The organism is Umezawaea sp., assembly GCF_057122925.1.
Map to the genome: position 1 here is coordinate 1 of NZ_DBNGPQ010000053.1, position 15,309 is coordinate 15,309.

Genomic DNA, 15,309 nt, shown 5'->3' on the forward strand with positions numbered 1-15,309 from the left:
AGGAGCCCGCACTGGCGGGCTCCTCCACGGCCGTTCCGACGACGGGGGACGTCACGGGGCCTGTTGCCACGGCACCCTGGTCGGACGCTGGCCGGTCAGGAGGAACTCCTCCAGCGCGGCGGCCAGGGTCGGCACGGGGATCTCGCAGTGCGTCGGGAACTCGATCCCCGCGTACACCGTCCGCTGCGACGGTCCTTCGCCGAGCGTGACCCACGTGCCGTTCGTGCAGTCCGTGTAGAGGATCGCGCCCCGGTCGCCCCGCACCCCGACCGTCACCTCGTGGTCCGGGTAGCCGGAGTCCAGCGTGGGGCGGTCGGTGTGGATGAGGAGGGCGTTGTCGCTGCGGGGATCGGTGAGGCGGTCGAGCAGGCGGTGGACGTCATCGCCCTGGCGCAGCTCGTCGACCTGGCCGTGCCAGGTCCGGTTACCCGCCACGGCCACCGAGTAGTGCGCCTCGATCATGCCTACTCCTTGCAGGTCTTGTCGGTGTTGATGCAGTTCACGAGACGCTTCATGATCTGGTCGGACATGACGTTGGCGAAGTCGTCGTGGTCGGTCAGCGGGTCGTGCTCCTCGGCCGGGAACGAGTCGACCGCGTACTGGCCGTTCTGCTGCACGTCGGCCGGGATGGCGTAGGTCAGCGTGATGCGCAGCTGCGGGATCGCCTTGAAACCGTTCTGGCACTGGCCGTTGGCGTCGGCGAACGCGACGTGGTCGCGGTGGTTCGCGCTGTCGGTGTTCTTGCCGTCCCAGCAACCGGGGAAGTCGTGGATGCGCACGACGTCGGCGCCGTTCGGGCAGATCGGGTACTTGTCGAGCAGCACCTCGTCCTCGAAGCCCGCGCACGTCCAGGACGCCCTGGTGTTCTTGTCGCCGTTGATGGAGCGCTTCGCGTCGCCGTAGAGGATCTTGAGGAACTTGGGCATCGCGACCACGTCGCCGACGGGGCTGCCGCGGAAGGTGAGGTCGGCGGCCTTCGGCTCCTGGATCACGCCGTCGTTGCCGGGCAGCTCCTCGGCCGCGTCCTCACCCAGGTTCGCCTCGTTCTGCGCCGCGTCCGCCGCGGCCTGGTCGTCCTGGGCGCCCGCGTCGCCCTGGCCCGCGTTGTCCTGCTGACCCGCGTTGTCCTGCTCGGCGGCGTTGTCCTGGCCCGCGGCCTGGTCGTTCTGCTGCTGCCCCTGGCCCTGGCGGTTGTTCCGCTGGCCGTCGCGCTGCTGGTCGCCGTCCTGGTCGTCGCGCTGGCCGTTCTGCTTCAGGCCCTGCGGCCGGTCCTGGTTGTCGTCACCGCGCTGGTCGCCCTGCTCACCGCGCTGGTTCTGGCCCTGCTGCCGGTTCTGGCCGTCGCGCTGGTCGCCGCCCTGCTGCCCCTGCTGGTCGCGGCCCTGCTGCTGGTCCTGGCCCTGCTCCTGCTCGTTCTGGCCCGCGTTCTCCTCGGCGGGGGCTTCCCCGGCGGCCTCCTCCTCACCCCTGTCGATCCGGATGACCGGCCAGAAGTAGGCCGACTTGTCACCGTTCTTGCAGGTGGTCCCTCCCGCCTGGAGGCTCGCGTCGGTGGAGTTGGCGTCGGTCGTCAGGTTGCCGACGTAGTCGTGGAGGTGTTCCGCACCGTTCTCGACACCGGGAGCCGCGATGAAGTTGTCGCCGTTGAAGTGCTTGTTCTCGTTCAGACCGCAGTCGACCGTGAACGTGCCGGTGCTCGCGTCCTCCTGCGGCGTCGGGGTCTTGACGTTGGCGTTGACCTTGGTGATGTCGACGAACAGCGACTTGTCCGCGCCGTCAGCACGAGCCTGCCCCTGGTCCCCGGTGGTGGTGAACGCGACGGCCAGACCAACCGTGAGTGCCAATCCGGTCATTCCCGCTGTCAGCTTCGCGCGGCGGGAGAAGGTGTGCCGTCCCTGGGAACGCGTCATGTGATGTGTCACCTCGTCGTTTGGTACGCGCAGAGCGCTTCGAACCCCGGCCGCCTGACGGCGGTGGACACAGGGGCATACGTACCAATGCTCTGCCGATGCTCCTCCGCGATTCCGTCGTTACCTTTCCGTTATCTGGCTTAAGGCGGGCAAATCGGACGTGAGCGGGGTGTGACGTGGGGTTTCGCGCGCTTCTCGCGGTTGGTGAACGAGCACCGGCTTGAACCGGATTTAAGGCCGGTGTGACGCGGGCGCCGTAGATCGCGCGGTCTGGCGGAAGTGGTTGGGGCGCATGGGTTTTCATCCCGAACCCAGCGACTCCCCGAGAGGCCGGGGAAGCGGGACGGGATCGATCTCCACCTCCTGCTCGGGTTCGGAGATCCCGAGCAGTCGGAAAATCGTCAACCGCAGCACGGCCGCCGCGGCACCCGGCCGGGACGTGATCGACTTGGCGATCACCTCGTGGCCCCCGGTCGCCGCGTCGAGCTGGGGCGGCAGCGGCCGGGTGAGGTCGACCACCGTCGCGCGCCGCGCCAACTCGTCGGCCGGACTGCCCTCGCGGACGTCGGGGAACGGGACCAGCGCGATCCGCCGCCCGATGGCCGCCGCGTACTGGGTGGTCGACCCGTGGTCGCCGAGCACCACGTCGCTCGCGACCAGCGTCGCCCGCCACCCCTCCTCGGGCGGGACCAGCAGCAGCCCGTCGCGCAGGCAGTCCGCCAACCACGCCCGCACCTGCCACGGACCGTGCACCGCCCAGGTGTTCGGGTGCAGCACCGCGGCCACCCGGTGCCGGTCGTCGGTCCGCTCGTCCAGGAGCCGCCGGTAGACCTCCGGGTGCGCGCCGAACACCGACTGCTCCGTCCACGTCGAGCTCACGGTGGTCAACGTCTGCCCGGCGCCGACACCCAGCGCGCGGCGGTAGCGCTCGCGGTGCGGCAGGCTCGCGACCAGCCGGTCCAGGCAGACGTCCCCGCCGACCACGGCGGCGGGCACCGCCTCGGGACACGATCCGCGCAGCACGGCCAGTTCCGCCTCGTGCGACAGCACGATCGCCGCGGCGACCACCCGCCCGTCGCGCACCAGCGCCTCCCGCGCCAGCCCGTGCGACCGCCACGGCCGCGTCCGGGACTTCATGGCCCCCACCCCGTGCGGCAGCACCAGCACCGGTCCCCGCACCCGGTCGACCCCTCGGTGGCTGGCCGCGACCACCAGGTCGAACCGCTCCGCCACCGCCTGCCGCCACGGCAGCACCACACCGCCCCACCGCCGCACGAACTCCTCGGTCCCGTGCCACGTGCCGTCCCAGTCCGGGATCGTGAACACGACCTGGATCCGCCGGTCCACCAGCAGGGGCAGCACGTCGACGAGCCTCGTGCCCGCCACCACGTGCGGTACCACGACCAGCACGTTCAGCAGGCCTGCCCGCGTGACCCGCCCCGCCGCACCCGGTCCGACCGGTCCCTTCGTCCACTCCATGACCACACCCTGCCCGCCCGGACGTCACCCGATAGAGCCCTGGTGGTCCCGCTGGTCACGCGGTTCCCTGGGATCCGGGGGGTGAGGCGCGGTGACCAGCGGTGGCACGACCTCGTCCACGACGAGCAACGAGGTGTCCGGCCGGGTGGTCGGCCAGGTCGTCCAGGCGAACAGCATCGGCAGCGTGCACCTGCACGAAGCGCCTCCGCCCGTGGTGGTTCCCCGGCAGCTGCCGCCCGCTGCGCGCGGGTTCGCGGGCAGGCGGTTCGAGGTGGGCCACCTGGGGCGCTGGCTGAGCGACGGTGGCCCGCTGTGCGTGGTGATCAGCGGCGCGGGCGGGGTCGGCAAGACGTCGCTCGCCCTGCGGTGGCTGCACGACGTGCGCGACAGCTTCCCCGACGGCCAGCTCTACCTCGACCTCGACGCCTTCTCCTCGACGGGGCCCGTGCGGTCCGAGGAGGCGCTGGAGCGCTTCCTGCTGGCGCTGGGCGTCTCGGCCGACCGCGTTCCTCCCGACCTGGCCGGGCGCACCGCGCTGTTCCGATCGCTCACCGCAGGGCTCTCCCTGGTGGTGCTGCTGGACAACGCGAGCAACGCGGCCCAGGTCAGACCACTGCTCCCCGCCTCGGCCACGTGCGCCGCCGTGGTCACGAGCCGGTGGCGCCTCGCCGGGCTCGGCATGGTGGGCGCGCGGTTCCTGGAACTCGAACCGATGGAGACCGAGTCGTCCCTCGAACTGCTCGGCAACGCGGTGGGCGAGCACCGGCTGTCCGACGAGCACGGCGCGGCACGGGAGCTCGCGACCCTGTGCGGCGGTGTGCCGCTCGCGCTGTCGGTGGTGGCGGCCCGGCTGTCGGCGCACCCCAGGCGCACCCTGTCCCGCGAAGCGGGTGACCTCCGCGCGGAGCGCGACCGGTTCCCCGGTCTGACGCTGGGAGCGGACGTCTCGGTCGAAGCGGTGCTCGACCTGTCCTACCGCGAGCTGACCGCGCGGCAGGCGTCGGTGTACCGGACCTGCGCGCTGCACCCCGGCGCCGAGTTCGGCGCGGAGGTCGTCGCGGACGCGCTCGGCGAACCGGTGGCCACCGCGCTGGCCGACCTGGTCGAGGCCAACCTGCTCGTCGAGGTGGAGGAGCACCGGTTCCGCTACCACGACCTGATGCGGTTGCACGCCCTGCGCAAGGCCGAACAGGACATCCCCGCGGCGGAACGACGCGCGCTGTCCTCGGCGATGGTCCGGTGGTACCTCGACACCCTGGTCGCCGTCGAGGCACTGCTGCGTCCCAGCCGCCGCCGGGTCGGGCCCCGCTTCACCGCACCCGTCGACCGCTCCGGGCTGTTCGGCGGCGAACGGGACGCGCTGCGGTGGTTCGACGTCGAACGCGCGAACCTGCGCCAGGCGTGCCTGCGGTCGGTCGACCTCGGCCTGGACGACCTGGCCTGGCAGTTCTGCGAGGCGATGTGGAGCGGATTCCTGCACACCCGGCACTACGACGACTGGTTCGCCTGCCACTCCGTGGGAGTCGCCGCGTCGGTCAGGTCCGCCAACCGCGCGGCCGAGGCCCGGTTGCGCCTTCAGCTCTCGTACTCCCTCAGCGAGCTGAGGAGGTACGACGAGGCTCTGGAGCAGGGCGAGGCGGCGTTGCGGATCGAGGAGGAGGGCGGTGACCGGGGAGCCGTCGCCGCGGTGCTGAACCAACTGGCGGGCATCGCGCAGGCGGGTGGCGACCTGACGACCGCGCTGGCCCTGCTGCACCGGGTCAGGGAGATCCGGCGGGAGGTCGGTACCCCGCGGGCGCTGGCGTTCTGCGGCAGGCGGATCGGCCAGGTGCTGGCGGACCAGGGGCACTACCCGGAAGCGGTGCGGGAGCTGGTCGCGGCGGTCGACGCGATGACCCGCCTCGGCGACCAGGTGCAGCGGGCGTGGTCGCTGGTGGCCCTCGGGAGGACCTACCTGCGTTCGGGGCGGGCCTCCCTGGCGAGCGCGGCGCTCCAGGACGCCCTGGAGGCCGTGCGCCTGGTGGGAACCCCCTTCTACGAGGCCGAGGTGTTGACGGCGCTGGGGGAGGTCGCCGAGGCGCTCGACGACCTCCCCGCCGCGCGGCGGCACTACTCGGGTGCGCTGGAGCGGTACGTGCAGGTCGAGGAACCGAAGGCCGTCGACCTCCGGGCGAGGCTCGAAGCGCTGACGGACGTCCCGCCGCAGGCGGCCCGCAACAGCAGGACGTAGGCGAGCGCCGCGCACCGCACAGCGGATTCCCCGTGCCGCAGGGAGATCCGCCCGCCCCCGCGCGACCACGCGGTCCACGTCCGGTCACCCGTGGCCCGCAGCACCACCGCGCACCCCGGCAGCGAGCGGAACACCCGCTCCGCGGGCGCGGTCGTCACGACGGCGTCGGCGGACGACCACCGCTCGGGCGGCGCGACGTCCAGGAGCACCACCACGAACTGGTCGTGCGACCCCCACCCGATCCGGTGCACGCCCCTGCTCACGCCGCGTCCTGGTGGCGCAGCGGGACGGGCAGGGGGAGGTGGGACGTGCGGGCGGGGCAGGGCGGCTCCGGCAGGTCGAGCAACCGGTACATGGTGGTGCGGAGCGCCCGCGACGCTTCCCCCGGTCTGCTGGAGAGGGCCTCGGCCACCGCGGTCGGCGCGACCTCCCCGAACTGGGGCAGCAGCGGACGGCCGGGGTCCACGCGGGGCGTCGTCCGCGCCACGACGTCCGCCAGGCTGCCCTCGCGGACGTTGTCGTGCGGGAACGCGGCCAACAGCACCGGCGTGCCGATGGCGGCGGCGTACTGCGTCGTGGAGCCGTGGTCGCCGAGCACCAGGTCGCTCGCGATCGTGGTGGCCCGCCAGCCCTCGTCCGGTGGGATCAGCAGCAGGCCGGCGGCGACGTGGTCGTCCAGCCACGCCCGCACCTGCCAGGCCCCGTGCACGGCCCAGATGTGCGGGTGCAGGATCGCCGCGACCCGGTGGTCCCGGCGGGGCAGTTCCTCCAGCAGACGTCCGCACAGGTCGAACCACGTGCCGAAAGCGGACTCGCGGGACCACGTGGAGCTGATCGTGACGAGCCGCTGGTCGTCCGCGACCCCCAGCGCCCGGCGGTAGTCGGCGCGCCGGTGCGCGCTCGCCACCATCCGGTCCAGGCAGACGTCACCGACCACCACGGCCGTGTCGAGCGCTTCCGGGCACGACTCGCGCAGCGCGTCGACCTCGTCCTCGTGCGTCAGCGCGACGGCGGAGACGAGGAGCCGACCCCGGCGCACGAGCGCCTCGCGGCTCAGGCCGGGGAGCGGGATCGATCCCGGACCCGCGTGCCGTCCGAACTTGCGGGACGCGAGGCTGCTCGCGCCGTGCGGCAGCAGCAGCACCCGGCCGCGCACCTGGTCGAGGTCGTTGTGCCCGGCGGCGAGGACGAGGTCGAACTCGTTCTCCGCCGCCTGGTGCCACGGGACGACCAGCCCGCCCTGCCGCCGCACGAACTCCTCCGTGCCGTGCCACAGCCTCCCGGTCTCGGACACGCTGAAGACGACTTGAACGCGATGGTCGTTGCGCAGCAACGGAATCACGTCCGAGACGAGCCTCGTGCCCGCGGCGAGGTGCGGCACCACGACCAAGACGGTCCGGCACCCCGCCACCGTGACGCGCCTGTCCGCGTCGAGCCCGACGGGCCCGCGGATCCAGTGCTCCCGAGTCATCGTCGCACCCCCTTCAGGCCGCGAGGCCGGTGTCGGGCAGGCGCACGGGGTCACCCGTGCCGCAGTCGAACACGGGCGCGCCGCGAGCCGCCAGCGCCTCGTGGTCGACGACCCGGTGCCTCGTCATGACCACCACGGCGTCGACGAGCGACCAGTCCACGTCGTCGAGCGCGACGCCGAGCAGGACCGACCCGTCGGACAGCTCCAGCCGGGGTACGTGCGGGTCGTGGTACTCGACGGTCGCCACCCGCCGCAGTTCCTCCAGCACGGCCACGGCCGCCGACTGCCGGACGTTCGGCACGTCGGCCTTGTAGGTGACGCCGACGACCAGGACCCTGCTGCCCCGCAACGACTTCCCGCACACCTCCTCGATCCGGTGGGCGGTGCGCAGCGGCATCGCGTCGTTGACGGCGAGCGCCGCGTCGACCACCGAGCAGTGCAGGCCCTCCCTGCGCGCGCTGAGGGAGAGGAACCGCGCCGCGACCGGCACGCAGTCGCCCCCGGCACCCGCGCTGGGCCTGTGCGCCAGGAAGCCGTACGGCTTCGTGGCCGCCGCGTCCACGACCTCGTCCACGTCCACCCCGTGGGCCCGGCACAGGGCCGCGAGCTCGTTGGCCAACGAGATGTTGACCATCCGGAAGGTGTTCTCGAAGACCTTGACCAACTCGGCGGCCGCGGACGACCCGACCTCGACCACCGGGCCGCCGACGGCGTCCAGGAACCCCTTGGCGCGCCGTGCGCACGCCCGCGTGTAGCCGCCGATCACGCGGGGCACCGCGTGGAACGGGTGCGACGCCCGGCCGGGGTCGACCCGCATCGGCGCGCTGGCGACGGCGAAGTCCCGGCCCGCCCGCAGACCGGAGCGCTCCTCCAGCAGCGGCACGAGGTGCCGGTCCAGGGTCCGCGGCGGGCACGTGCTCTGCACCAGCACCAGGTCACCGACCCCGATCACCGCCGCGAGCGCCGTCACGGCCGCCGTCAGCGCGGTCAGGTCGACGTCCCCTCGCCGGTCCGGAGGTGTCGGGACGCACACGACGTACGTCCCGGCACGGGGAACGGCGCCACCCGACACCCGCAGCCCGCCCCTGGCGATCACCTCCCCGACCGCTCGCTCCGACACGGTCCCCAGCCCGAAGCCCGGCACCCCCTCGGTGATCCGGCGAACGCGCTCCGGCGAGACGTCGAGGCCGACGACGGCCGATCCCGCTTCCGCCGCGGCGAGCGCGGTGGGCAATCCGGTGAACCCCAGCCCCAATACCACTACATCCGGTGGTCTCATCGATGGCTCCTTTGTGCGGTGAGAAGTGGTGCCATCAGCGTGCGAGGCGTCCTGGTCGACGTCCTTTCCGGTTCCTGTCAGGGTGGTGTCATGCCTGATCGGAGGCTTGTGAGCGATCTTCGGATTGCTCAATCCGTGTTAGTGCGGCATTTGCTCGATGGATTGGCCCTTCAGGTCCCCTTCATTTATCTTTCGCGCCCCAAGGGGGACTTTTGACTACTCCGAATGGACTACGTTCCGTCACATGGCTATATCGGATGGTGACGAAGTGCTGGTAAGCGGCTCGGATCACGGGCACACTCGCAGTCAATAATTGCTTCCAGCGGGGGTGGCGCTGGTGACCATCGATTTCCGGATCCTGGGTCGCACGTGCTTGCGCGTGGGTGACGAGTTCATCGGCAACTGGGGGGCTCCCAAGGAGCGTGGTGTGCTCGCGGTGCTGTTGCTGCACGCGGGAAAGGTCATTTCCGCCCGCACTTTGGCGGAATGGGTGTGGGCCGAAGGGAAGGCTCCGCGAGATCCGATCGGCGCTCTGTACACGTACACGACACGAATACGCGCGGCTTTGCGTCGAAGTGGAGTGGAATTCGATCTCGCGTGCGACGACGGCTCCTACCGGCTTTCGGTCGACCGGTCGTCGATCGACTACGCGGCATTCCGGGCACGGGTGGGCGAGGCGCGGAAGGCGGACGGCGCGGGCGACCGGGACACCGCTCGCGTCCTCCTCCGGGAGGCCCTCACCCTGTGGCAGGGGGAGCCGCTCGCCGACCTGGACACCGACAGGGCCGCGAACTGGCGCCGAGTTGCGATCCGCGACGAGTGGCTCTCGACCACCAAGGCGCTGCTGAAGAGCCTCAGCCACGTCGGCGAGTTCGCCGAGGTGCTGGACGTGCTCCAGGCGATCCAGGTCGACCACGACCTCGACCTGCTGCTGGCGAAGCTCCGGCTCCAGGCGCTCTACGCCCTGGACCGCGGGGACGACGCCGTCGAGTACTACCTCGACTACTACCACCGCGCGAGGGCGGCGGACAACGCCCTCCGCGCCGACGAACTGCGTGGCTTCCACGAGCGGTTCATCACGCCGAACCCGGCGCGGCAAGCACCCGCCGAGTGGACCGGAACCCCTCGTGGACCGCAGAACCTCCCGTACCGGACGGCCCCGCTCGCCGGGCGGGCAGACCTGGTCGGCGAACTGGACGACCTCCTCGCCGACCGGTCGCAACCGGGGGTGATCGCGCTCGACGGGCTGCCCGGTGTGGGCAAGACCGCGCTCGCGGTGCAGTGGGCGCACCGCGTCCGGCACCGCTTCCCCGACGGCGTCTGGTTCGTGAACCTCAACGGTTTCGGGGAGGGCGCGGTCGTCGAGGAGGAGGAAGTGGTCACCGGGCTGCTGGAGGAGTTCGGGATGACGGCCGACTGCCCGCCCTCGCCCACCGCTCGCCGGGCGAAGCTGCGCGACGTCCTCACCTCCCGCCGGATGCTGGTCCTGCTGGACAACGCCCACGACGCGGACCACGTCGAGTCCCTCATCCCGCTGTTCTCGAACTCGGTCGTGGTGGTGACGAGCAGGGTGCGGTTGAGCGATCTGGTCCTGCGCCACGGAGCGCGGTGCCTCACCGTGCCCCCGCTCGCCGACGACCACGCCGCCGAGTGGCTTCGGACGACGATCGGCGACAGGGCGCTCGCCCAGCCGCAGGCACTCGCACAACTCGCCGCGCTGGGCGGAGGACTACCGCTGGCGCTCGGCATCATCGGCGAGTACGTGTCGGCCAGGGAGGGGCGTTCGCTGTCCGATTTCGTCGAACAGTTCAAGCAGCGGCGAGCCGTGCTCGGTCTCCGGTACGACGGCAGCCGTCTGGCCACCACGCTGAGAGCCGTGTTCGACTGCTCCTACCGGGACCTGCGTCCCGAGCAGCAGAGGCTGTTCCGACTGCTCGGCATCTACCCCGGACTCGAGTTCCCCGTCGAGGTGGCCGCGGCCATCGCGGGTCTTCCGGCGGGGGAGGCGCGTGCCCACCTCGACGACCTCGTGTGGGCGAGGATGCTGGAATCGCGGGAGGGCGGCCGGTTCGCGTTCCACGACCTGCTCCGCGACTACGCGTCCGAGCGGACCGAGATCGAGGAGGAGGAGCGGGACCGGGCCTCGGCCACGCTCCGGATGACCGACTGGTTCCTGCACACGTGCAACAACGCGGACCGGAAGCTCTTCGCGTTCCGCGAGGCCGTTCCGATGCTGCCCCTGGCGGGCGGAGTCGAACCGATGTCCTTCGAGGACGGTGACGCCGCGCTGGAGTGGATCACGAGTCAGCGCGGGGAGATCACGCAGGTCATCGCTGCCGCTGCGGCTGCCGGGCTGTGTGAGCACGTGTGGCGGCTCGTTCAGGTGAGCCTTGAAGTTGTTCTCTCCCAGGGTTTTCAGGCTGAGGTAATGCAGGGCATGACGGCCGCGGTGGCCGCTGCGAGGAAGGCCGGGGACGTCTTCGGCGAGGCTGGTTCGCTCGCGAACATGGGTTTCGCCTGCGCCCGGTTCCACGACCACGACGAGGCCGAACGGTGCTTCCGGCGTGCGTACGAGCTGTCGGAGAGCATCGACGACCGCATCGGCGTGGCCACCGTTCTGCGCAACCAGGCCGAACGGGCTTCGGTCCTGGGTGACCACGCCGAGGCGATGGCGAAGTTCGAGCGCGCGCTCGACATCGCGCGCGAGGAGGAGGACCTCGACACCGAGGCGGGCGTGCTGCACCGCATCGGCGAGGCGATGCACCGCAGGGCGCGGGAGGACGATGCCCTCGTCAACCTCCACGCCGCCTGGCGACTCCGGGAGCGCATAGGCGACGTGCGCGGGCGGGGTGCGACGTTGGCGGCCATCGCCCTCGTCCTCCTGGGCAAGGGCGACCACCACGGCGCGCTGGGCTTCGCCCACCGGGCGATGGTCGAGTTGCGGCACACCAGGCAGCTCGCCCTGGAGAGCGAGGCCGCTGTCGTCGCGGCCGTCGTCCACCGGGACCTCGGGGACTGGAAGTGGGCGGCCTTCTACGCGGAGCTGGCCGTGGACCTGAGCAGGAGGGCCAGGGACCCGCTTCGCCAGGCTCGGGCGCAGGACGTCCTGGGGCACGTTCGCTGCGGCGAGGGCAGGAACCACGAGGCCCGCGAGTGCTGGGAACTGGCCAGGGGTCTCTACGTGGAACTCAAGGATTCCAGGGCCTCTGGAATACAGGCGCAGCTGGCTGAGTGCGTTGACCTGGATTTGCCCAGTGCGCGCTCGGAAACGGTGGAAGAACAGCGGTCACCCGTTGGTGATGGCGAGACCACCTGAAGTTGACCACTGGTACCGAATGGTGATGTTGAGGTAGTGTCACGTATTCCTTGATCGGGTGGATGGCCGTTCAGTACGAGTTCACACGTTGGAGCGTAGACCCATTTGAGTGATATGCCCGCCGAGGGTGAATGATAATGAATAAATTTGCCTAAATCGGCGGTTTCGAGGCTTGTAGGGGTGGCTGGTTCGTCTCGGATGGGGGTGAGATCGTCACCCTGGGTGCTCGCGACTGACCGGTTGGCTGTAGGTTGCCCCCGTGATGCGTAACAAAAAACCGAAGGGGCGCGTTCAGGCCCTGGCTGTCGGCGTACTCACTGCTCTCGCGTTGCTGCTGGCACCCTCGGGTGCCAGTGCTGCGGAGAGCCCGACGACAGCGGCGGCCACGACCGTGGCCGCCGCTGCGTCCGGTGCCGCGGGGGGATCCTCCTGCGGCGCCAACTCAATGCGCTGGGGATAACGAGCTTCTCGGCTGACCACGGGGTCGGCACCTTCGATATCCAGCCAGCACACCACCGCCCGGCTCGGGGCCAACCGAGCCGGGCCTCTTTTTGTGCCGATCCAGGATGGAGGGCCATTGGACCGGTTACAAGTAGCCATGCCGAGTTGGTGATGGGAGACGCACCACGGTGGTGGGCGAGTGGGTGAGCGGAGCGGTGCTTTCGGACCAAATGTGAGCCGGATGCCCGATCGGGCATCCGGCGAGTGGCAGGCGGGTCCGCCATAGCAGCAGGTGAAGAATGCCGCCGAATACCTGAAGCCGCATTGGTACTGTCGACAACCTTGCCGTATGGCCGCGTGGGGATGCCCGACGGGTGCCGCGAGGACGTGGACCGACGGCGACTGTGACTCTGCGTAGTCAACTTCCGGTGTGGGGTTCGGAGGCCGGTCGCGGCTCCGTGAGACCGCTCGACGATTCCTGTTCCGGGCCGCTCGTTAGCGGAACGAAATTGTTTCGATATGTGATGGATCGATGTCATCCCACTCGCTGGTCGAACTGGAAACCGGGCGGTTCCTCCGCGGGTCGGGCGGTTCCGCGCGTGTGGATGACCGCGCAGATCAGCACGACCGCCGTCACGCCCGCCGCGCACAGGAGTTGGATGCGGGCGACCGGGTCGGTCGCCATGAGCACCACGATCGCGGTGATGCCCGCCAGCGCGAGGTAGCTGAGGTACGGGAAGGCCCACATGCGGAACGTCAGGCGGTTCGGGGCGTGGTGTTCCAGGTGCCTGCGCAGGCGTAGTTGGGAGATCGTGATGAGGGCCCAGACGATGAGGACCGTGGAGCCCGCCGCGCTGATCAGGACGAGGAAGACGGTGTCCGGGTAGAGGGCGTTGAGGAGGACCGAGACGAAGCCGAACGCGGTGGAGAACAGGACTGCTCGGCGGGGAACGCCGTTGGTGCGCAAGGACTTCGGGGCGTCGTCGCGGTCGGCCAGGTTGGACAGCATGCGGGAGGCGCCGTACAGGGTGGCGTTGAGGGCGGACAGCAGGGCCAGGAAGATGACCGCGCTCATGAGCTGTGCCGCGCCGGGGATGCCCAGGTGCTCCAGGACCGCGACGTAGGGGCTCCTGGTGACCGCGTCGTCGTCGTGGGGGAGCAGGGTCACGACCACGGCCAGGGAACCCAGGTAGAAGACCACGACCCGCAGGACCGAGTCCTTGATGGCCTTGGCGACGGAGGCGGCGGGGTCGTCGGTCTCGGCGGCGGCGATGGTGACGACCTCGATGCCGCCGAAGGCGAAGACGACCACGAGCAGGCCCGCCACGGCGCCTGCCCAGCCGTGGGGGAGGAAGCCCTGAGCGGTCAGGTTGGTGAGGCCGACGGGGGAGGTGCCGGGGAGCAGGCCGACGATCGCCAGGACGCCCACCGCGAGGAAGGCGATGATGGCGGCCACCTTGATCCAGGCGAACCAGTACTCGAACTCGCCGAACTCGCGGGTGCCGACGAGGTTGACCGCGGTGAACGCGGTCATGAAGAGCAGGACCCACGCCCACTGCGGGACGGCGGGCAGCCACCCGGCGGCGATCGTGGCGGCCCCGGTCGCCTCGACGGCCAGGACGACCACCAGGGCGGACCAGTAGAGCCAGCCGACGGTGAAGCCCGCCCACCTCCCGAGCGCCTTCTCGGCGTGGAACGAGAAGGCGCCCGTGGACGGGTAGGCGGCGGCCATCTCGCCGAGCATCCGCAGCACCAGCAGGGCGAGGCCCGCGGCCGCCGCGAACGAGAGGAGGACGCCGGGTCCCGCCGCGGCGATGCCCGCGCCGGTGCCGACGAACAGGCCGGAGCCGATCGCGCCGCCCAGGGCGATCATGGTGAGGTGGCGCTGCCGGAAACCGCTCATCGGGGGAGTCTCGCAGGGGCCGTCGGGCACCGGGGTCGCCGCACCCGTTCCGGGGACGGGGTGCGCCACCGGTTCGCGGTGGGAACCGGTGGGAGGACGGGCCGTGTCCGGTTCGTGATCGGTGCCGCACCAGTGCGGAATTCATCACCGCCGTGATGGCGGATCACGTCCACGCGCGGCGCATTTCCCCCTCAACGCCAATCCGTGAAGGTTATTCGCATCTTCTATGGCGCCGTTCCCCCATTCCGGCCTGTCGGTTTGCTGAAGAGCGGTGGTTCGGTCGCGGTCGTTGCGAAAGACTCCCAGTCGTCGCGGACACGAACCGCGCGAACGGACAGGAGTTGGGCATGTCTCGCAGAATCGGCGTGATGGCCGCCGCGGTACTCGGTCTGTCACTGGTGAGCGCGGTACCGGCAACGGCGGACCACGGTCGCGCGTTCCCGACGGAGTTCGCGCTACCCAGCGGTTTCCTGCCCGAGGGCATCGCGATCGGAACCGAGCCGACCGCGTACTTCGGGTCGCGCGGTGACGGGTCGATCTACCGGGTCGACCTGCGCACCGGAACCGGTTCCGTGTTCAGCCAGGGGCCCGGAACGCCCTCGGTCGGGCTGAAGGTCGACGCGCGGAAGAGGCTGTTCGTCGCGGGTGGCACCGCGGGCAACGGCCGGGTGGTCGACGCGCGGTCCGGCGCGATCCTGAGGAGCTACCGGTTCTCCCCGGACGCCGACACGTTCGTCAACGACGTCGTGGTCGCCGACCGGGCGGTGTGGTTCACGGACTCGCGCAAATCGGTGCTTTACAAACTGGCCCTCGGCCGGGGCGGGTCGTTGCCGGAGGCGGCGGTCACGGTGCCGTTGACCGGCGACTTCGTGCTGACGCCCGGCGTCAACAACGCGAACGGCATCGCGGAGACGCCGGACGGGCGCGCACTGCTGGTCGTGCAGAGCAACACGGGCAAGCTGTTCCGCGTCGACCCCGCCTCCGGCGCGACGGAGGAGGTCGACCTCGGGGGCGAGGTGCTGACCAACGGTGACGGCCTGCTGGTCGAGGGGCGAACGCTCTACGTGGTGCAGAACAGGCTGAACACGGTCGCGGAGTTCTCGCTCGACCGCGCGGGAACCCGCGGTTCCCTGGTGACAAAAGTGACTGATCCTCGGTTTGATGTGCCGACGACGGTCGCCTCCTTCGGTCGGAAGCTCTACTTGCCGAACGCGCGGTTCACGACCCCGCCGACGCCGGAGACGACGTATAACGCCGTGGCCATCCCCAAGCCGTGACGC

The 15,309-nt window shown here is 70.7% G+C and carries 9 protein-coding genes; 3 read left to right on the top strand and 6 right to left on the bottom strand.

What is annotated here, in order from left to right; all coding sequences use genetic code 11:
* Window positions 1-51: 51 nt before the first annotated feature.
* From AC156L_RS11715 to AC156L_RS11725, 3 genes are all read right to left on the bottom strand, one after another.
* Window positions 52-462 carry an Imm1 family immunity protein gene (locus AC156L_RS11715; protein WP_330880373.1) on the bottom strand — a complete coding sequence of 137 codons (411 nt, stop codon included), beginning with the start codon at window positions 460-462 and terminating at the stop codon, window positions 52-54.
* A 2-nt stretch (window positions 463-464) separates the two neighbouring features.
* Window positions 465-1,910, bottom strand: a complete 1,446-nt coding sequence (locus tag AC156L_RS11720; protein WP_330880371.1) for a DUF1996 domain-containing protein — start codon at window positions 1,908-1,910, stop codon at window positions 465-467.
* Between the two features lie 300 nt (window positions 1,911-2,210).
* Window positions 2,211-3,389 carry a hypothetical protein gene (locus tag AC156L_RS11725; protein WP_330880369.1) on the bottom strand — a complete coding sequence of 393 codons (1,179 nt, stop codon included), beginning with the start codon at window positions 3,387-3,389 and terminating at the stop codon, window positions 2,211-2,213.
* 91 nt (window positions 3,390-3,480) lie between these two features.
* Here AC156L_RS11725 and AC156L_RS11730 point away from each other — a divergent pair, with 91 nt between their 5' ends.
* Window positions 3,481-5,619, top strand: coding sequence for an ATP-binding protein (locus tag AC156L_RS11730; RefSeq protein ID WP_330880367.1), 2,139 nt, complete (start codon window positions 3,481-3,483; stop codon window positions 5,617-5,619).
* Window positions 5,620-5,878: 259 nt separating this feature from the next.
* Here the strand turns inward: AC156L_RS11730 and AC156L_RS11735 are convergent, their stop codons facing one another.
* Window positions 5,879-7,090, bottom strand: coding sequence for a hypothetical protein (locus AC156L_RS11735; protein ID WP_330880366.1), 1,212 nt, complete (start codon window positions 7,088-7,090; stop codon window positions 5,879-5,881).
* Window positions 7,091-7,103: 13 nt separating this feature from the next.
* The gene (locus tag AC156L_RS11740; protein ID WP_330880364.1) at window positions 7,104-8,369 is read right to left on the bottom strand and encodes a nucleotide sugar dehydrogenase; all 1,266 of its coding nucleotides are present in this window, start codon (window positions 8,367-8,369) and stop codon (window positions 7,104-7,106) included.
* A gap of 580 nt (window positions 8,370-8,949) precedes the next feature.
* On the opposite strand from AC156L_RS11740, the gene AC156L_RS11745 reads away from it, so the two are divergent.
* The gene (locus AC156L_RS11745) at window positions 8,950-11,685 is read left to right on the top strand and encodes a BTAD domain-containing putative transcriptional regulator (protein ID WP_330880362.1); all 2,736 of its coding nucleotides are present in this window, start codon (window positions 8,950-8,952) and stop codon (window positions 11,683-11,685) included.
* Window positions 11,686-12,661: 976 nt separating this feature from the next.
* Here AC156L_RS11745 and AC156L_RS11750 read toward each other — a convergent pair.
* Window positions 12,662-14,029 (bottom strand): amino acid permease, encoded by a 1,368-nt coding sequence (locus AC156L_RS11750; protein WP_330880360.1) that lies wholly within the window; start codon window positions 14,027-14,029, stop codon window positions 12,662-12,664.
* A 347-nt stretch (window positions 14,030-14,376) separates the two neighbouring features.
* On the opposite strand from AC156L_RS11750, the gene AC156L_RS11755 reads away from it, so the two are divergent.
* Window positions 14,377-15,306 carry an SMP-30/gluconolactonase/LRE family protein gene (locus AC156L_RS11755; protein WP_330880358.1) on the top strand — a complete coding sequence of 310 codons (930 nt, stop codon included), beginning with the start codon at window positions 14,377-14,379 and terminating at the stop codon, window positions 15,304-15,306.
* Window positions 15,307-15,309 lie beyond the last annotated feature (3 nt).